The sequence below is a fragment of the Pararhizobium sp. PWRC1-1 genome (genome assembly GCF_049897905.1).
Classification (GTDB): domain Bacteria; phylum Pseudomonadota; class Alphaproteobacteria; order Rhizobiales; family Rhizobiaceae; genus Pararhizobium.
Genome location: NZ_JAFCXE010000004.1, coordinates 98,561 through 117,562, shown reverse-complemented (window position 1 = coordinate 117,562; position 19,002 = coordinate 98,561). Strand labels below are relative to the sequence as shown.

Genomic DNA, 19,002 nt, shown 5'->3' with positions numbered 1-19,002 from the left:
GGTCCTTCCCCATGGCCACCTATACCTTCTCCTGCCTTGACGGGCATACCTGCGGAAACCCGGTCCGCCTTGTTTCCGGCGGCGGGCCGCGCCTCGAGGGCGCCAACATGCTGGAGAAGCGCGCCCATTTCCTGCGGGAATTCGACTGGATCCGCACAGGCCTGATGTTCGAGCCGCGCGGACATGACATGATGTCGGGCTCTATCCTCTATCCGCCGACCCGCCCCGACTGCGACGTGGCGGTCCTCTTCATCGAGACCTCCGGATGCCTGCCGATGTGCGGCCACGGCACTATCGGCACCATCACCATGGCGATCGAGAACGGCCTGATCATGCCGCGCGAGCCCGGCAAGCTGTCGATCGACGCACCCGCCGGCAAGGTCGATATCACCTATCGCCAGGAAGGCCGCTTCGTCGAGGAAGTCCGCCTGACCAACGTCCCCGGTTTCCTTTTTGCCGAAGGCCTGACGGCCGAAGTCGAGGGGCTGGGCGAGATCGTCGTCGATGTCGCCTATGGCGGCAATTTCTATGCGATCGTCGAGCCGCAGAAGAATTTCCGCGACATGGCCGATCACACGGCAGGCGAACTCATCGGCTGGAGCCCCAAGCTGCGGGCTGCGCTGAATGCGAAATACGAATTCGTTCATCCAGAACATCCCGAAATCCGGGGGCTGAGCCACATCCAATGGACGGGAAAGCCGACGGATGCCACCGCCCATGCCCGTAATGCCGTCTTCTACGGCGACAAGGCCATCGACCGCTCGCCCTGCGGCACCGGCACCTCGGCGCGCATGGCGCAGCTCGCTGCCAAGGGCAAGCTCGCCGTCGGCGATGAATTCATTCACGAGTCGATCATCGGCTCGCTGTTCAAGGGCCGGGTCGAGGCAGCCACCAAGGTTGCCGATCGCGATGCCATTATCCCCTCGATCGCCGGCTGGGCCCGGATGACCGGGATCAACACGATCTTCATCGATGACCGCGATCCGTTTGCCCATGGTTTCGTCGTCAAATGAGTGATCCGATCCACGCTTCCAGCATCCTCGGCGGCAATGCCGAGGGGCCGATCATCGCATCGGCCGAACCTCTGAGCTTCTGGGGCGGGGTCTCGCCCGCGACCGGTACCATCATCGATGTGCATCATCCCCTCCACGGCGTCTGTCTGACCGGCGGCATCCTGATGATGCCGTCGAGCCGGGGGTCCTGCACCGGATCGGGCGTGCTTCTCGATCTTATCCTGACCGGCCGGGCGCCGGCAGCACTGGTGTTCAGCGAAGCCGAAGATGTGCTGACGCTCGGCGCGCTGATCGCCGCCGAAATGTTCGGCAAGCCGCTTCCCGTTCTGCGCCTGGCGCCGGAGAGTTTTGCGAAACTGTCGCGAGCCAAAACCGCGCGGATCACTGCAGCATTGATCGAGGCGGACGGTGTCGTGCTTCCCGTCATGCCTCCACGTATTGCGACGCTTGATCTCAGCAGCGCCGATCGTGCAATGCTGGAGGGCGAGCAGGGGCTGGCGATCCAGCAGGCGATGCGGATCATCTGTGCCATGGCTGCCCAGCAAGGCGCCAGCTGTCTGGTCGACGTGACGCAGGGGCATATCGATGGCTGCATCTATGCCAGCCCGGCAAATCTGGTCTTTGCCGAAAGAATGGCAGACATGGGCGCGCAGGTTTGCGTGCCGACCACCATGAACGCGATCTCGGTCGATCTCGCCAACTGGCGCACACAGGGTGTGCCCAGCGCCTTCGGTGATCCGGCCGCAAGGCTCGCCGATGCCTATGTCCGCATGGGCTGCCGGCCGACCTTTACCTGTTCGCCCTATCTTCTGGCCAGCGCGCCGCAGGCAGGCGAAGCGATTGCCTGGGCGGAATCCAACGCCGTGATCTTCGCCAATACGGTGCTTGGCGCCCGCACGCCAAAACACCCGGATTTTCTCGACCTGTGCATTGCACTCACCGGGCGCGCGCCCTTGTCTGGGGTCTACTTGACGGAAAACCGCAGGGCGCTGTCGATCATCGATGTCGAATTGCCTGACAATGTTGATGACGCTTTTTGGCCGTTGCTCGGCTATCTCGCCGGTCGTGCCGCGCCGGACAGCATCCCTCTCTTGCGCGGTCTCGCTTCAGCGCGCCCTACCAAAGACGACCTCAAGGCGCTCTGCGCTGCTTTCGGCACCACGTCGGCCGCCCCGATGCTGCATGTCGAGGGCGTGACGCCTGAAGCCGAAGGTCCAGCCGCCGCAGGCGCTGAACAAAAAACCATCACCTGCGCTGAAATGGCCGACGCCTGGACACGGCTGAATGCCGGGCCGGACGAGGTCGAACTTGTCGCCATCGGCAGCCCGCATGCCTCGCTGACCGAATGCCGGGCACTGGCGGCAGCACTTGACGGGCGTAAACGCCACCCGGATGTCGCCGTTATCGTCACGGCGGGCCATCACGTCATCGCCGAGGCGCGTAACGACGGCACGCTCGAAAAGCTTGAGCAGAGCGGCGTGCGGATCGTGCCGGATCTCTGCTGGTGTTCGATCAGCGAACCGGTTTTTCCAACGCGCACCCGCACGCTGATCACCAATTCCGGCAAATACGCCCATTACGGCCCCGGCCTCAGCAACCGCGTCGTCCGCTTCGGCAGCCTTGCCGATTGCGTCGAAGCAGCGGTGTCCGGCGGCGTTCCCGCGCGGCTGCCCGTCTGGCTGCGGTCGGCGCCTTCGCGGCTCAAGCCTGGCGCCAGCCGCATGCTGCCAGGCTAAATCGCCGCGTCCGCGCTATTGTTGACGGTCAGCACCGTCAGGCGATGGCGCCGCTCATCGCGCGCGGTCCACTCGATCGACTGTCCTTCCGACAGACCGATCAATGCCGTGCCGATCGGCGTCAAAATCGAGATCTTGCCCTGGGCGATATCGGCTTCGCCGGGATAAACGAGGGTGACCTGACGTGAATGGCCGTCTTCGGAACTGTATTCCAGCTCTGATCCCATGCGTACGGCATTGGAGGGCATGGCATGCTGCTTGACGATTTTTGCCCTCTCAAGTTCGGCCAGAAGCTCGTCCGCCAATGCCGGCATCCGGCCGGCCACTGCGACGGCAAGGCTATTCAACCGCTTTTCATCGACATCGCTGACGATGATCTTGGGTTTGTTGCGGCGAGCATTTGATACATTTGTTGTCATTGGCGTTCCTGACCCACCGCGCGCACTGTGGCGCGACCGGCGCGGTCTATTTCCATGCGAAGGGATGGTTCGATCGATCTGCCGCGGTCTTATAATCGCGATCGAAAACACGGCATTTCGGCGGTTTGTGATTTGCACGTCACCCCCGCGCACGGAGGTTTTTCTGCCGGGCCGGGGGCTACAATCCTGCGATCGGGAAAACCCGATTGGCAAGGTTGAGCAGACGAGGGGCGGGCAGTGGTTTCATGGCCACCATGCTTGGCGTATTTGCTGTTGTTGTCAAGTGGAGGAGATGCCGCTCGGCTTGACTTCGAACAGGGTTTGGCTAAACCCAGCGGCATGATGTCGAATATCGTGATCCACCCTTGGCGAGAGTCTAAACTCTCGAAAACCGGCACCTAGCCCGGACGTTGAAGAAGCCCTGGCTTGACGTTCGGGACGGCCAGGTTTCCGATACCCTTCATTCGACAGCTGTCGTGCACCCGGTGCAGTTCTCCGGGTTTCAAATACCCGCAAAGTTTGATCCCGCCCGTAGAATGACGTGCGGATGCAGTTGTTGCGTCGTGGTTTGCACACTTCAGACAGCAAAGCTTCCGGAATATACCGCCGTGGCAAAACGTGCATCCGATAACAACGGCACCCGTGCAACCATCTGCCGTGCCATTTCCAAACTGGGCTACTGTTCCCGCACGCAAGCCGAAGCGCTTGTTGCCGAACGGCGCGTGACACTGGGTGGCCGGGTGGTCACTGACATTCTGACATGGGCTGACGTTCATTCGGATGCAATTGCGGTTGATGGCGTTCGGCTTGTCGCGCAATCCAGTATCTATCTGGCGCTGAACAAGCCTCGTGGCATGGTCACCACACGTGTCGATCCGCAAGGGCGCCCAACGGTCTTCAATTGTCTGGCGCATATGGATAATCCGTTCCTGTCGCCGGTTGGGCGGCTGGACAAGGCGAGCGAGGGACTGCTGCTGTTTACCAATGATACGGTGCTTGCGCAGCGCCTGCTCGACCCCGTCACCAATATCGGCAAGATCTACCATGTGCAGGTTAAAGGCACGCCGCCTGAGGAAGTGCTCGTCCGGATGCGCGGTGGTCTTTGCGACAATGGCGAGATGTTGAAAGCGTCGGTTGTCCGGGTGTTGCGTTCGGGCGAAAGAAACGCCTGGCTTGAGGTCGAGCTTAGGGAGGGCCGTTACCGGCAGATCAGAAGAATGCTTGAGGCAGTGGATACGGAATGTCTGCGGCTCGTCCGTGTCGCGATCGACGCCATAAAGCTGGGCGACCTGCCGAAGGGGGCGGTCCGTTCTCTGACGCAGCGGGAGGTCGAGACATTGCGCCTACGGACCAGGATGGCCTGAGTGCATCGACTTGGCCAACGCGATGAAACGCCGGGCGCGATATTTGCTCACCTGAGAGCGCTTCTCTCGCCATGATGTGCGGTTCGCTCTAATTCATCTCGCGTCAACCGCTCGCAGCAGATATGCTTTCCGGTATGGATTCGCGTCACAAGCCCGCACCGTCAATTCCCATCCAGACACCTCAGGTGCCCGGTTGGGCGACCCTGCGCGGCGCGCCGAGCGATGGCGATGCGGCTTTCCTGGCCGGCGCAGCCCTGAATTCCCTCGATAGCCTGGTGCGTTCGGAGGCTGTCTGGGCCGGGGCATGGCGTCAGCGCCTGGGGCTTCGTTCGGCTCTTGCCGCACTGCGATTGATGGGTCGCTCGGAAGAGGAAGGCGCGTTGCGCGATGCTGTTTTGTTGCCGGCGCCAGGCGGCGATCCAGGCCCGGCCGGAAATGTGCTTGTCGCCTATAAAAAGCTATCCAGCCGTATGATCTCCATCAACACTAAGACGCTGCATGAAATCGCAGATCTTTTCGCGCTGCGCCGGGACGATGCGTTGGAACAGGTGCCGGGCGTGATCGATGACGTACTGCGGGACGGCCGGACAGCGCCCTTTGCCGTCGCCAGGCTGGTGACGGCAGTCTGCGAACTGCGCCCCGACGCGGAAATACTCGCCTGGTGGCTTGCTGACTGGATATTGGCCAAGAAACTGGGTTGGCAGTATCCAGTCCCCCTGTTGATGGCCGAGCGTTATGGGGCCGTGTTCCGGACCGGAACGGGCAAGGGCAGAGTGCGGCCCGGTGACGAAACCTTTGAGCGGACTGTCTGCCTGGCCCTGGTCCAGGGCGTATCGGAAGCGCTGCGTCAGGCCACCGAAACGCGCCGCCGGGCCGAACAGCTTCTTGCGGTGGCAGCGAAGGTGCGAACCAAGGGCGCTGAAACAGTCATTCGTCAGTTACTGAACGAGGATGCACTATCCGCCTCTGCGCCAGGAACCAAGCTCTCCCGCTGGGCTAGCCGGCGGCTGTTCGAGAGGCTGGAAACGCTGGGCGCGGTGCGCGAACTGTCCGGGCGCTCGACGTTCCGGATCTACGGGTTGTGAAATGGCAGGACAAAGCATAGCCAAGTCGCAAGGGCGCGCAAAGAGGACGGCGAAAGGAGACGAATCCGGTTTCGATCGCGAACTGGAAGATCTGCCCGCGGACCTGCGTTGGCGCGAGTGGATGATGCGTGCCGAAGCGGTGATATTTGCGTCCGCCGTGCCGGTCGACCGCGACGCCTTGGCGCGTGTGGTCGGCAAGAACTGCAGCATCGACCTCCTGATCGACGATCTGCGAGAGGAATTGCGCGGCAGGCCCTACGAGCTGGTCTCGGTCGGCGGTGGCTGGCAGCATCGTACACGCTCTTCCTACGCCCGCATGATTCAGGCATCGGCGGCGCCGACACGCTCAGCTGCTTCCGCCTTATCGCAGCATGAGGCAATGGTGCTGATGGCGGTGGGATATTTCCAGCCGGTGACCCGTGGCGAACTGTCGGCAATGTTTGGCAAGGATGTCAGCCGCGATACGATTGCCGGGTTGCGCCATGCCCAGTTCATCGCGCCTGGCCCACGCAGTCCGACACCGGGCGCACCCTATACCTTTATTACAACCCCCTTTTTCCTCTCGGCTTTTGGCTTCGATACGTTGCGTGATCTTCCGGATATCGAAATGCTCGAGGATGCCGGCCTGTTGAACAGGAAGAGCGTTACGGCGGAGATGATGGGGATCGTGTCTGCTGATGATGACGAAGAGGACTGACCTGATCATGCTGCGTGACGCTATGGGATTTTTTCCGAAAGTCGGCGCGCGGTTGTGCGCTGTAATCGCTTGCCTTTCCGTATCCCCGGGTGTGGCGCAAGCAGACTGGCAGGCCACCGAAGTGGTGCAGCCCTATTCGATCAGCGGTAAGACCGGGCCGGAGCTCTATGCGTCGATTGGCGAGCGGGGGCCCAGTATTGGTGGCAAGGGCCGTGCGATCGCGCTCACCAATTTCAAGCTGACATGGACCCGCAAATATGAGCCGCAGGGCCATGCCTGCGTCCTCGTTTCGGCGAAGCCGAAATTGACGATCACTTACATCCTGCCGAAGCCGGCGCAGCGTTTGCCGCCCGCGATGGCTGAGGGCTGGGAAACGTTCATTAACGGCGTGCACAAACACGAGCTGGTGCATGGCGACCTCATCAAGGACATGGTGAGGAAGATCGAAGCGGTGTCTGTGGGGCTATCTGCCCCTGGCGATCCGAAGTGCCAGAAGGTCCGCGCGAACTTGACGGAACGCCTCGGCGAGCTTTCGCGCACACAGCGGCAGCAAAGCCGCGATTTCGACCGGGCCGAACTCAGCAACGGCGGCAACATTCACCAACTCGTTCTCGCTTTGATCAACGGACAATAGAGTAGCCTAACAAGAGCGGTCTGCAAAAACGCGACGCCTGTGCTGTGCGTGGAAATCCGACGGCACATTCAGCCTCGACACACGACGTGTCCCGCCGACGACGTTCTTCGGCAGGCCCCATGGATTTGGCCGCAACTCAGAGACGTCGAGCGTCCAGACATGGATTGTTTTCCTTGTTCAGCGGTGATGCCCATGGGGTTTTATGAAAATGAATTTCATAAAACTGACAATTTTGCGGATTCCGGTTGACGAGTTTGAAAATCTGCCTCAGTCTGAGAAAATAAATTACGACAATAAACGGGGAATACCAGAAGAATGAAAGTTGGCATTATCGGGCTCGGATTCCGTCTTGGCTATCTGGGTTATGTCTTCAAGGCCATGGACGAGAGCTTCGAGATCGCGGGTTACGTTGATCCGAATCCGGCTGGTTTGCCCGGCCTTCTGGAAAAAGGCATCTCTGCCGGTACCGCCTATGCGACCCCCGAGGACCTGATTGCCAACGAGAAGCTCGATCTTTTGATGATCGGCTCGCCCAATCACATGCATCTCGATCATATTCGCATCGGTCTGGAATCCGGCCTCAAGGTCTTCAGCGAAAAGCCCATCGTCTCGACGGTCGAAGAAAGTGTTGAACTCGCCCGCCTGATGGCGAAATACGGCCATGAAAGGCTGATGGTCGGCCTGGTCCTGCGATATGCGCCGATGTATCGCGACCTGCGAGCGGCACAGGCTGCCGGCACGCTCGGGCAGATCGTCTCGATCGAGGCGTCCGAGCATATCGAGCCCTATCACGGCGCTTTCTTCATGCGCGACTGGCGCCGCTACGAACGTTACTCCGGCAGCTTCATGCTGGAAAAATGCTGCCACGATCTCGATCTTTACAACGGCATTATCGGCGCACGGCCGGAGCGGGTCGCAAGCTTCGGCGGCCGCAAGAGCTTCGTTCCGGAGAATGATCCGGCCCGCGAAGGCATCAACGACCTTGAACTCTTCCATCGCAAGCCGAGTGGCTGGATGGGCTCCGACAAAGTGTTCGACAGTGATGGCGACATTATCGATTACCAGGTGGCGATCGTCGAATATGCCAACGGTGTCGGCATGAACTTCCATACCAATTTGAATGTGCCCGACCAGTTCCGCCGCTTCTGCATCATGGGTTCGCGCGGCATGGCCGAGGGCGATTTCATTCGCGGTTATTTCGACGTTCACGAAATGCTGACCGGCAAGAAGGTCGTCGAAAACAAATATGCCGCAACAGCGCTGTCACAGCACTACGGCGCCGACGAGCAGATGGCCACCGACATCATCGGCCATGTCCGCGATGGCCGCGCGCTGCCGGTGTCGACGATCGATGCGCTCGAAGCCGGCATTCTGGCGTTGTCGATGGATGAGGCGCGCCGCAAGCGCACTGTCGTCGATCTGCGGCCGGTCTGGGATCGCTTTGACGAGGCGCTCCACTCCCGTGCGGCATAAGGAGAGCGCAAGATGAACGTTCAGCGTAGCACTCTCATCTTCGCCTGGATGCTTCTGCTGCCAGCCGTTCTCTATGTCGTCGTGATCGTTGCCTATCCGCTTCTGGACACGTTCATCCTGTCATTCACCGACGCCTCGTTGAAGAAGACGACCAACTGGGTTGGCTGGATCAACTACGAGAAGATTTTCAACACGACCTTTGCCGAGGTCATCATCCGCACGTTCGTGTGGACCTTCTTCTCGGTGGCGATCAAGATGATCATCGGCGTCTTCGGTGCCTGCATGCTGAATGCGGCGGTTCCCGGCCGGGCGCTGTTTCGCGTCTTGACCATGCCACCGTGGATCGTGCCGATGGCTATCGGCATCTTCATGTGGGGCTGGATGTATAACGGCCAGTTCGGCATGATTTCCGGCGTCCTGCAGAACTGGGGTATCATCGATGGCCCCATCGCATTCCTTGCCCGCGGCTCGACTGCTTTCTGGGCGACGATCATTACCGACGTCTGGATCGGGGTGCCTATGGTGACACTCTATATGCTGGCGGCGATGCAGGCCGTGCCGCAGGACCTTTACGAGGCTGCTTGGACCGACGGGGCAGGGCGCTTCTACCGCTTCCGCCGCATCACCCTGCCGCTGCTGATTCCGTCAATGATCACCATGTCGATGTTGTCGCTGATCTCGACGTTCAATTCGTTTGATATCATCTGGATCCTGACTCAGGGCGGGCCGAACGGTGAAACGACGACGATGATCATCGACACCTACCGTACGGCAATCGGTTCGAAGAAATACGGCGAGGGTGCCGCCCGGGCAGTTCTGATCTGCATTTTCCTGTCGATTTTCTGCTTTGCCTATTTCCGGGTGACCAGCCGGCTTTCTGCGGGAGAAACCAACCGATGAGCACGCAACCCGCGATGATCAACCGCTACCGTTGGTATGAGCTGATCAGCATCTATGCCGGAATCTTCGTCTTCCTGACGTTCATCCTGGCGCCGTTCGTCGAAGGTTTTCTCGTCTCGCTGAAGCCGCTCGGACTGCTGTTTTCCTCGCCCTATAAGTTCTGGCCCGAAAACGGGTCGTTTACCGCCTACCGGACGATGTGGGTGAGCGTGCCTGGTTTTGCCCGCTATATCTTCAACTCGTTCTTCATCTCGATCATCGTCACCGCAATCGTGCTGATCCTGGTCGTACCGGCGTCCTACGCCTTCGCCCGGTTCAAATTTCGCGGTAGTGGACTTCTGCTTGGCGCGTTTCTCGCGGTGACAATGTTCTCGGGCGCAGTCCTGCTCATTCCGCTGTTTCGCCTGATGCGCACATTCGGTGTGCTGAACACCTATTTCGCCATGATCGTGCCGGGGGTTGCATTCCTCATTCCGTCGGCAATCTGGCTCTTGCGCACCTATATGATGCGCATCCCACGCGAGCTGGACGAAGCGGCCTTCGTCGATGGTGCCAGCCATTTCTATACGCTTCGCCGGGTCATCCTCCCCATCGCCATGCCCGGCATCACCGTCGTAGCAATCACGACCTTCATCGGATCCTACGCTCAGCAATTCATCTTCGCGCTGACCTTCAACTCGAAGACCGAATACATGCCGCTGCCGGTTGGGCTGTTTGCCTATTTCGGCCGGCAGGAAGTGATCTGGAACGAGTTGATGGCGGCGAGTTTCGTCGGCATCACCCCGGCCATCATCGTGATCTTCTTCCTACAGCGCTATCTCGTCAGCGGGCTGACCGCTGGCGCGGTGAAACAATAAAAGCAATCAACCACCAGAGAAACGGGAGCTTCAAACGTGTCAATTCAACTCAAGACGGGGTTACTTGCCCTCGCCCTGCTCGGCTCAACCGCGCTTAGCGCCATGAACGCCAAGGCGGCCGACCAGGAGATCAGCTGGATCTATTGCGGCGACGTGATGGACCAGGTTCACGAGAAATACATCAAGCAATGGGAAGAAAAGAACCCGGGCTGGAAGGTTACCCCCGAGGTTGTCGGCTGGGCGCAGTGCCAGGATAAGGCAACGACACTCGCTGTTGCCGGCACGCCGGTCGCCATGGCCTATGTTGGCTCGCGCACGCTCAAGGAATTCGCCCAGAACGATCTCATCGTTCCGGTGCCGATGACGGAAGACGAGAAGAAGAGCTACTATCCAAACATCACCGATACGGTCACGTTCGACGATAATCAGTGGGGCGTTCCCATCGCATTTTCGACCAAGGCGCTTTACTGGAACAAGGACCTGTTCAAGCAGGCAGGCCTTGATCCTGAAACGCCGCCGAAGACCTGGGCCGAAGAAATCGCCTTCGCCAAGCAGATCAAGGAAAAGACCGGTATCGCGGGTTACGGTCTGCCTGCCAAGACCTTCGACAACACCATGCACCAGTTCATGCATTGGGTTTACACCAATAATGGCAAGGTCATCGACGGCGACAAGATCGTCATGGACAGCCCGGAGGTTCTCGCAGCCCTTCAGGCCTACAAGGACATCACGCCTTATTCGGTCGAAGGTGCGACAGCTTACGAGCAAAACGAAATGCGCGCCATCTTCCTTGATGGCAAGGTCGGCATGCTCCAGTCCGGTTCGGGTGCCGCCGTTCGTCTCAAGGAAACCAAGGTCAACTGGGGCGTTGCCCCGCTGCCGCTCGGCCCGTCTGCCAAGGGCGAAGGCACTCTGCTGATCACCGACAGCCTGGCGATCTTCAAGGGCTCCGGCGTCGAGGAGAAGGCAATCGAATTTGCAAAGTTCATTACGTCGCCAGGACCGCAGGGCGAGTATGAGTTGCAGGGCGCCGCTGGCTTGACACCGCTGCGCCCATCGCCGCTGGTCGATGAGTTCGTCAAGAAGGACCTCTACTGGAAGCCATTCATCGATGGCATCACCTATGGTGGCCCCGAGCCGCTCTTCACCGACTATAAGGGCTTCCAGAACGTCATCATCGAAATGGTCCAGGCCGTCGTCACGGACAAGGCCGAACCCGCGGATGCCCTGAAGAAGGCTGCTGCCGACCTCGAGCAGTACAAGTAAGACCATCGGACCGCGAACCGGTCGCTGGTTCGCGGTCCACTCCTTTCCTGCTACGAACGGGTCGCTTTTCGCCGGCGGCCGGAGACAGTTTCTTGGGACAGCTCAATCTCAACAAGGTTCAGAAATTCTACGGGACGTTCGAAGTGCTGAAAGGCATCGAACTGGAGGTCCGCAACGGCGAGTTCGTCGTTTTCGTCGGCCCGTCCGGATGTGGCAAGTCGACATTGCTGCGCATGATCGCCGGTCTCGACGAGACCAGTACGGGCGACATCATGATTGACGGCAAACGTGTCAACGACCTGCCGCCCGTCAAGCGTGGCATCGCCATGGTATTCCAGAGCTATGCGCTCTATCCACATATGACTGTGTTCGAGAACATCGCCTTTCCGCTGCGCGTCGAAAAGATGCAGGAAGACAAGCTGAAGGCGAAAGTCGAGAATGCGGCGCGCATTCTTCATCTCGACCAGCGCCTCCAGCAAAAACCCGGAATGCTGTCCGGCGGCCAGCGCCAGCGCGTCGCTATCGGCCGGGCGATCGTGCGCGAGCCGAAGATTTTTCTATTCGACGAACCGCTGTCCAACCTTGATGCGGCGCTGCGCGCCGATATGCGCATCGAACTGGCGAAACTGCACAAGCAGCTGAAGGCGACGATGATCTACGTCACGCACGACCAGGTCGAGGCGATGACGATGGCGGACCGGATCGTTGTGCTCAATGCCGGTGAGATTTCTCAAACAGGAGCGCCGCTCGAACTCTATCACAAACCGGCCAACATGTTCGTTGCAGGTTTCATCGGCAATCCACGCATGAACATGCTGCCCGTCACCTGCAAGGCAGTCAGCGATGCCGGCGTCGAGATCGGATTCAAGGGGCAGTCGGCGACAATCCCTGTCACCGGCCGGGCCGATCTGCTCGGTCAGCCACTGACCCTCGGTATTCGTCCCGAGCATATCCAGTTCGGCAAGGCTGATCTGTCGATGAACCTGACACCATCAGTGATCGAGAGACTTGGCGCCCAGACTGTCGCCTATGCTTCGCTTGACGGCGAAAGCGAGAATTTCTGCGCGATGCTGCCCGGCAGCGCGCCGATCCGGACCGACGAGACGGTTCCCATCGGCATCGGTGCCGCTGATTGCCATCTGTTCGATGCTTCCGGCATCGCGCTTGAGCGACGGGTCGCACTGACCGATATCGATGTCGGCCTCTTGAAAATCGCCGGCGGCTGACGTCGCGACGATCCGCCAGGCTTCGTTGAATGCAAAAGGGACGCTGAAAATGCGTCCCTTTTGTTTATCCTGTCGGTCATGCTAGCCGCAGGACTTGAATCAGCAAACTCAAGCCGCTCCTGTGTCCAACCCATGCGGATTGTCCACCATCGGCCAGATATCACGCGGTGCCCGGCGGTACGGCGTGCGGGCCGGGTTGTTCGGATAAGGTGTACCGGCCGAGCAATAGAGGATTTCCGCCGCGATCACCGCGAAGGATGCGTAGAAGTGATTGGTCGACTTGATGACCAGTATCTTCTTCGATGTTGGGTCGATGCCCATCACCGAGAACAGACTAGGGTCGAAGCTCTGCGCCCGGGTAGAGTTGAGGATGATGTCTATGCCATCGAAACGGATATGCGCGGCGTCGCCGAAGGGCGCATAGCTTTCACCGAAGCGCATTTCCGCGTTGCGCACCAGCTTGACGACCTTGACGATGCCGTCGATCGGATTGCCGGTTCCCGGTGCCGATTTTGCGCCGAAACGCAGTTGGATCTCGGCGCCTTCGCCGGCGGCCACGCAGATCTGCACTGCCATCGGGTCCCAGATCGTCCCGACAGCCGTATCCTTGGCACCCTGTGCCAGAAGCTCGGCCAACAGAACCGTCGCATCACCCGCCGTGCCGCCGCCGGGATTGTCCCAGACGTCGGCGATCACCACGGGGCCGTCGGCTGCGGCGAGCGCCTGGGAAACGGCTTGCTTTTCATCAATCTGCGGCATGATGAACGTGCCACGCCTGGAAAAGAGTTCGAGGCCGAGTTCGCGCGAAAGCGCATCGCCCTTTTCCGGCTTGCCATCGGTGACGACGAGCACCTTGGTTCCCATTTCCGGGACATCTCCGGCCATGAAGCCGTGGATGACAGAAATGGACAGGATGTCCGGGTCTTCCGCTTCGATCCGTATGATCTTGTCGACGAACGAACGCATCGGATCGCGCGAGGTCGGATAAACATCAATCATCCGGCAATCGAACACCGCCATGACGGGTTTGATGCGCCCAGCCAGCGTCTCGAGCGCGATGCGCCACAGATCCTCGGCACGATCGACGAAGTCCGTATGCGGAAATTCCTTGAAGTAGACGAAGAAATCCGCCGCCGCCCGCCGCTTGGCCGTCAGGTGGCTGTGCGGGTCGAGTTCAGCACAGACAAGGATGTCGGGGCCGACAACGGTGCGGACACGCGTCAGGAAATCGCCCTCGGTATCCTCATAGCCATCGGCAACCATGGCGCCATGAAGACCGAGAACCACGGCGTCCACCGGCAGCGCTGCCCGCAGCTGGTCGAGGATTTCGTCGCGCAATCCCTCATAAGTCAGGCGATTGACGAGACCGGCCGGATCGGCCCAGGTAGCCGTGCCCTCGATCAGCTCGAAGCCCTTTTCCACAGCAAGCCGGCGGCCGACCGTAATCGGCGCTGAACAGAGCGTCGGTGTTTCCGGATGCTCGCCTGGCGGGGCATAAAGCGACGCCTCGAAGGCGCGGCGATCAACGCAGATCGGTGAGAAAGTGTTGGTCTCGGTCGCCAGGACGGCGGTGAAAATGCGCAATGCCTTTGCCTCGTTCTCGCCGCTCAGGCCGCGCCCATCGGATTGGGTAGATATCCCGTGAAGCCGCAGATTTTCCAGCGCCCCTGATGAAGACGGCAGTAATAGAGCGTCTGCCACTTGAGACTATCGACGCTGCCGTCCGACTTTTTCAGGCTGCCGTCAAACCTCTTGCGGACAAGGGCCATGTCGCCTTCGATCTCGATGTCTTCGAGTGTCGTGGTGGTGAAAATGGCATTGCGTGTATCGTCGGCAAACGACTGCTGGGCAAAATCCTCAGCTTGGCGCAGCCACTCGTCGCGATAGGCCGTCAGGCAAGGAAAGGCAAGGCGCCACTTGTCGGGGCTTGTTTCCCGCTTGGCGTCGATACCGATGAAGCCTTCCTCGACAAAATCACCGGCGACCTTCGACCAGTCGGCGGCTAGAAAGGCATCAATGTCACGCTCGACCAGCATCTGCCAGATCGCGTGACGGGCGGCATCGGAAGAAGGGAAAGGATTGCGGAAGGGATCGCGCACGAATGCTCCGTGTATTGAAATTCTTTTCATAAATGGCGTTTTTCTCTGGTCAAATTCCGCTTTCTATGGTCATTTGTCAACGGAGCAAGAAAATAATTTGCAAGGACGGACATATGTCCATTACACGTTATGGCACCGTACAAGTGGGTGCAGGCGGCAAAGCGCTGCCGTTTGCGCGCGCGGTAGAGGCGAATGGCTGGCTTTATGTGTCCGGCCAGGTTGCAATGGAAAATAGCGAAATCATCGAAGGCGGCATCATTCCGCAGACACACAAGACCATCGCCAATCTGCTGGCTATCCTGAAGGAGGCCAATTACAGACCTGAGCACATCGTGCGTGTCGGTGTTTGGCTGGATGATCCGCGCGATTTCTGGACCTTCAACAAGATCTATCAGGACTATTTTGGTGAACATCCACCGGCGCGGGCCTGCGTCCAGGCGTCGATGATGGTCGATTGCAAGGTCGAGATCGACTGCGTCGCCTATAAGGAAAAGACGTTCTAAGGGTCAGACGATACGGAAACGGGTGGACAGCACGTGAGAATCGTATGCCAGATCGCAGCCTTGCCGCGGTTTCAGGAAGCCTCCTTGAGGCGGCCTGGCGATTTCATTGAAGGTGCTCTCTGATGGATATTTTCTCGACACTTCAGGAAGAAAAGGGACGGCTTTCTCCGGCCGAAAGCCGCATCGCTGAAATATTACTGACTGATTTCGAATTTGCGGTGAATGCCTCGATTATCGAGCTCGCCGGCAAGGCCGATGTTTCCCCCCCGACCGTCACACGCTTCTGTCGCCGGCTCGGCTGCGACAGCTTTTCCGACTTCAAGGTGCAGCTGGCGCGCACGGCCTATGTCGGCATGCGCTACCTCAAGCCCGAGCCGAAGAGCCGGGAACCAGCCGATGTGGCGCAGGATATCGTCTCCAAGGCACAGAATGCGCTGTTCATGCTGCACCGCAGCCTCGATCTCGCCGCGATCGAACAGGCGACCGAAAAGCTGGCCGGCGCCAATATGATCTATGCGTTCGGCTCCGGCGGCAATTCCTCGATGATCGCCAGCGAATTGCAGAACCGCCTGTTTCGCCTGGGGCTGCGCATTACCGCAAGCTCCGATCACAGCATGCAGATGATGATGGCGGCTGCCGCCCGGCCGGGCGACGTTGTCATCGGGTCGTCGTTCTCCGGGCGCAACGCCGAACTGGTCCGATCCTTCACGCTCGCCCGCGACCAGAAAGTGACAACCATCGCACTGACGCAGAGCGGCAGCCCGGTTGCCCGCGCCGCCGATATCACGGTGCCTGTCGATTTGCCGGAAGGGACCAACATCTATCGCCCGACATCGACCCGCATCGCCTATCTTGCAGTCCTCGATATCCTTGCCAGTCTCGTTGCCTACCACATCCAACCCCAGGCAACCGTGACGTTGCGGCGCATCAAGCAACAGCTTGTCGCCCATCGCGACGGCGACGACCGCCAGCTTCTCGGGGATTGATTTCACCATGCTCATAAGGGACCCGTCATGACTTCATCGGTCGCAATCGTAACGGGCGCCGCAGGCGACATCGGCCAGGCCATCACCCGCCGCCTTGGCGAAGACCATGATGTCGTGCTGATGCCGGATCTGGATGGTGAAGCGGTTGAAAAAGCCGCCGCGTGCCTTGGCAATCCCGATAAGTTCGTTGCCCTGGCCTGCGATATCACTGATGTGGCAAGTGTCTCTGCGATGGCCGCCCGGGCGGCGGAACTCGGTCAGGTTCGGACGCTGGTCAACAATGCCGGTGCGGCGCGCGCCGTCAGCCTGCACGACACGACGCCGGAAATCTGGCGCATGGACAATGCCTTGAACCTGGAGGCTGCCTTCCTCTGCTTTCGCGCCGTCGAGGATGCGTTGAAACAAAGCCAGGGCTCGGTGATCAACATCGCCTCGGTCAACGGCACCAATGTCTTCGGTCATCCCGCCTACAGCGCCGCCAAGGCCGGTCTCCTGCACCTGACGAAGCTGATCGCCGTTGAATACGGCAAGTACGGTATTCGTGCCAATGCGGTCTCGCCCGGTACCGTGCGGACGCAGGCGTGGGAAGTCCGGGCCGCCGCCAATCCGAATGTGTTCGAAGACGTGCGCCGCTGGTATCCGCTGCAGCGGATCGCCAATCCAGACGATGTGGCCAATGCCGTTGGTTTTCTGGCAAGCCCGCTGGCCTCGGCCATCACCGGTGTTTGCCTGCCGGTCGACTGCGGTCTGACGGCAGGACAGGCCGAGCTTGCCCGCACCTTTTCCCAATCCGAAAACTATTAGACATCAAAGGAATGGACATGCAATCGGCGTCCTATCGTCTCGAAAGCGCGTGGCATCCGCAGGGCGGTCCGCACGGCCGCTTCGTTTTCAGCCTGTTCAACCTGTCGAACGAAGCCATTGAAGGCTTTACCGTCGTCTACACGTCGTTAACGCGGGTGATCGACAAGACGGCCTGCGAGAACGCTGTCTTCGTCAAGCGCAACGCCAACTATCACGAATTTGCACCCCCGGCAGGTTTTGTGCTTGCCCCCGGCGCATCCTGGACCTTCACCGTCAGCGGCCTGCATCGCAAGGCCGTGCACTGTACCGATGGAGCGAAATCCGCCTATCTGACGCTCGCCGATGGATGCCATGTGCCGGTCGCGGTCTCCGACCTTTTGCTGGAGGGCCGGACCAGTGAGCCGCCGCCGGTGCTGTTGCCGGAGGGCAAACTCGATCTGCCGTTTGCTCTGCAGCCCTGGCCGCGCCAGATCGATGTGGAGCCTGGCGATGGTTTCCCGGTTTGTCTCTATCCCGCGCCCGGCGCCTCGACGGAGGACCTCAAGGCGATCGATACGGTGATCGGTTTGTTCCGCCGCCTGTTCGAAGCGGACCACGCGCCACTCAGCCTGGCGGGGAACGGCCAGGGCAGGGTTCTACATCTGAAGCAAGATGCGTCGGTGGCAGCGGAAGGCTATGCGCTGGCCTTTTCGCCAGAGGCCGTCACGCTCAACTATGGCGGAGCCGCCGGCCGGCAATACGGCTTGACGTCGCTGGCGCAGCTCCTGAACGGCGCCCGCCGCGAGCCAGGGAAATTCCGCTTTCCGGTCTCCGGCACGATTTCGGATCAGCCGCGCTACGGCTGGCGCGGCTGCCATCTTGACGTTTCCCGCCAGTTCTATCCGGTTGCCGATGTGGCGCGGCTCATCGATATCCTCGCCTGGTTAAAGCTCAATATCTTCCACTGGCACCTGACCGATGATGAAGCCTGGCGGCTGGAGATCAAGGCCTATCCGGAACTGACCACGGTCGGCGTTGTCCGCAACCCGGATGGTCCGCTCCTGCCGCAACTCGGCAATGGGGCGGAGCCGGTCGGCGGGTTCTATAGCCAGGATGACGTTCGTACGCTGGTCGCGCACGCGCAGACGCTGAATGTCGAGATCATTCCGGAGATCGATGTTCCCGGCCACAACTCGGCAACACTGGTTGCGCTGCTCGACCTGTCCGATGGCCAGGAAGCGCCGGAAAGCTATCATTCCGTGCAGGGCTATCCGAACAACGCCCTCAACCCGGCCGTGGCGTTCACCTATGAGTTCCTTGGAAAGGTCTTCGATGAGATGATCGAGCTTTTCCCATCAGCCTACATCCATATCGGCGGGGATGAAGTGGCGAATGGGGCCTGGCTTGCCTCGCCGCTGGCCCGCAGGCTGATGGAAAAAGAAGGCATTGAAGGCACGTTCGCTCTGCAGTCCTATTTCCTGAAACAGGTCAAGGAGATGCTGACCAAGCGCGGCAAGAAACTTGCCGGCTGGAACGAGGTCGCCCACGGCGGCGGTGTCGATACAGTGGAAACCCTGCTGATGGCCTGGGAAAAGCCCGAAGTCGGCATCGAGCTTGCTCGCGAAGGCTACGACGTGGTGATGACGCCGGGACAGGCCTACTATCTCGACATGGTGCAGGGTGAGGAATGGCAAGAGCCTGGCGCCAGCTGGGCCGGTACCGTGCCGCCGGCCCACGCCTATGGCTATGAGGCGGAAGGTGATTTCCCGGAAGAACTGAAAGACCGGATGAAGGGCGTGCAGGCCTGCATCTGGTGCGAGCATTACCTGTCGCGTGGTTATTTCAACCGCCTGGTCTTCCCGCGTCTTCCGGCGATCGCCGAAGCTGCATGGACGCCGAAAAGTCAAAAAAACTGGCTCCGTTTCGCGGCCATCGTCCCGCTCAGTCCGAAGCTGTAACAG

The 19,002-nt window shown here is 60.0% G+C and carries 18 protein-coding genes; 15 read left to right on the top strand and 3 right to left on the bottom strand.

What is annotated here, in order from left to right; genetic code table 11:
* Positions 1–11: 11 nt before the first annotated feature.
* Together ACP7E0_RS08460 and ACP7E0_RS08455 are read left to right on the top strand one after the other, a co-directional pair.
* The gene (locus ACP7E0_RS08460; RefSeq protein WP_426124249.1) at positions 12–1,013 is read left to right on the top strand and encodes a 4-hydroxyproline epimerase; all 1,002 of its coding nucleotides are present in this window, start codon (positions 12–14) and stop codon (positions 1,011–1,013) included.
* Complete coding sequence (locus tag ACP7E0_RS08455) at positions 1,010–2,749, top strand: aconitase X (RefSeq protein WP_426124248.1); 1,740 nt, start codon at positions 1,010–1,012, stop codon at positions 2,747–2,749. The genes ACP7E0_RS08460 and ACP7E0_RS08455 overlap by 4 nt, the downstream gene beginning before the upstream one ends.
* Here the strand turns inward: ACP7E0_RS08455 and rnk are convergent.
* Positions 2,746–3,168, bottom strand: a complete 423-nt coding sequence (rnk, locus tag ACP7E0_RS08450; RefSeq protein WP_426124247.1) for a nucleoside diphosphate kinase regulator — start codon at positions 3,166–3,168, stop codon at positions 2,746–2,748. The genes ACP7E0_RS08455 and rnk overlap by 4 nt on opposite strands.
* 608 nt (positions 3,169–3,776) lie before the next feature.
* Between rnk and ACP7E0_RS08445 the strand changes: the two genes are divergently transcribed.
* From ACP7E0_RS08445 to ACP7E0_RS08405, 9 genes are all read left to right on the top strand, one after another.
* Entirely contained in the window at positions 3,777–4,532 is a 756-nt protein-coding gene (locus tag ACP7E0_RS08445; RefSeq protein WP_426124245.1) for a pseudouridine synthase, read from the top strand.
* A 134-nt stretch (positions 4,533–4,666) separates the two neighbouring features.
* On the top strand, positions 4,667–5,617 hold the full coding sequence (locus ACP7E0_RS08440; RefSeq protein WP_426124244.1) for a DUF1403 family protein: 951 nt from the start codon (positions 4,667–4,669) through the stop codon (positions 5,615–5,617).
* Between the two features lies 1 nt (position 5,618).
* Positions 5,619–6,314 (top strand): SMC-Scp complex subunit ScpB, encoded by a 696-nt coding sequence (gene scpB / locus ACP7E0_RS08435; protein ID WP_426124242.1) that lies wholly within the window; start codon positions 5,619–5,621, stop codon positions 6,312–6,314.
* 22 nt (positions 6,315–6,336) lie between these two features.
* Positions 6,337–6,948, top strand: a complete 612-nt coding sequence (locus ACP7E0_RS08430) for a DUF922 domain-containing Zn-dependent protease (protein ID WP_426124531.1) — start codon at positions 6,337–6,339, stop codon at positions 6,946–6,948.
* 315 nt (positions 6,949–7,263) lie between these two features.
* On the top strand, positions 7,264–8,421 hold the full coding sequence (locus ACP7E0_RS08425; protein ID WP_426124240.1) for a Gfo/Idh/MocA family protein: 1,158 nt from the start codon (positions 7,264–7,266) through the stop codon (positions 8,419–8,421).
* 12 nt (positions 8,422–8,433) lie between these two features.
* Positions 8,434–9,321 carry a carbohydrate ABC transporter permease gene (locus tag ACP7E0_RS08420; RefSeq protein WP_426124239.1) on the top strand — a complete coding sequence of 296 codons (888 nt, stop codon included), beginning with the start codon at positions 8,434–8,436 and terminating at the stop codon, positions 9,319–9,321.
* The gene (locus ACP7E0_RS08415; RefSeq protein WP_426124238.1) at positions 9,318–10,178 is read left to right on the top strand and encodes a carbohydrate ABC transporter permease; all 861 of its coding nucleotides are present in this window, start codon (positions 9,318–9,320) and stop codon (positions 10,176–10,178) included. The genes ACP7E0_RS08420 and ACP7E0_RS08415 overlap by 4 nt, the downstream gene beginning before the upstream one ends.
* A 36-nt stretch (positions 10,179–10,214) precedes the next feature.
* Positions 10,215–11,444, top strand: coding sequence for an ABC transporter substrate-binding protein (locus tag ACP7E0_RS08410; RefSeq protein WP_426124237.1), 1,230 nt, complete (start codon positions 10,215–10,217; stop codon positions 11,442–11,444).
* 92 nt (positions 11,445–11,536) lie between these two features.
* The gene (locus ACP7E0_RS08405) at positions 11,537–12,670 is read left to right on the top strand and encodes an ABC transporter ATP-binding protein (RefSeq protein ID WP_426124236.1); all 1,134 of its coding nucleotides are present in this window, start codon (positions 11,537–11,539) and stop codon (positions 12,668–12,670) included.
* A gap of 108 nt (positions 12,671–12,778) precedes the next feature.
* Here the strand turns inward: ACP7E0_RS08405 and ACP7E0_RS08400 are convergent, their stop codons facing one another.
* Positions 12,779–14,254: a M81 family metallopeptidase gene (locus tag ACP7E0_RS08400; RefSeq protein ID WP_426124235.1), complete on the bottom strand. Its 1,476-nt coding sequence runs from the start codon at positions 14,252–14,254 to the stop codon at positions 12,779–12,781.
* A 23-nt stretch (positions 14,255–14,277) separates the two neighbouring features.
* Positions 14,278–14,769, bottom strand: a complete 492-nt coding sequence (locus ACP7E0_RS08395; RefSeq protein WP_426124234.1) for a hypothetical protein — start codon at positions 14,767–14,769, stop codon at positions 14,278–14,280.
* A gap of 113 nt (positions 14,770–14,882) precedes the next feature.
* On the opposite strand from ACP7E0_RS08395, the gene ACP7E0_RS08390 reads away from it, so the two are divergent.
* The 4 genes from ACP7E0_RS08390 to ACP7E0_RS08375 all read left to right on the top strand — a co-directional run bounded on the left by ACP7E0_RS08390 (position 14,883) and on the right by ACP7E0_RS08375 (position 18,999).
* The gene (locus ACP7E0_RS08390; RefSeq protein ID WP_426124233.1) at positions 14,883–15,272 is read left to right on the top strand and encodes a RidA family protein; all 390 of its coding nucleotides are present in this window, start codon (positions 14,883–14,885) and stop codon (positions 15,270–15,272) included.
* 122 nt (positions 15,273–15,394) lie between these two features.
* Positions 15,395–16,258, top strand: a complete 864-nt coding sequence (locus ACP7E0_RS08385) for a MurR/RpiR family transcriptional regulator (RefSeq protein ID WP_113315937.1) — start codon at positions 15,395–15,397, stop codon at positions 16,256–16,258.
* Positions 16,259–16,285: 27 nt separating this feature from the next.
* A complete protein-coding gene (locus ACP7E0_RS08380) occupies positions 16,286–17,062 on the top strand; it encodes an SDR family oxidoreductase (protein ID WP_426124231.1) in 777 nt (258 codons plus the stop codon).
* A 17-nt stretch (positions 17,063–17,079) separates the two neighbouring features.
* The gene (locus tag ACP7E0_RS08375; protein WP_426124229.1) at positions 17,080–18,999 is read left to right on the top strand and encodes a beta-N-acetylhexosaminidase; all 1,920 of its coding nucleotides are present in this window, start codon (positions 17,080–17,082) and stop codon (positions 18,997–18,999) included.
* Positions 19,000–19,002 lie beyond the last annotated feature (3 nt).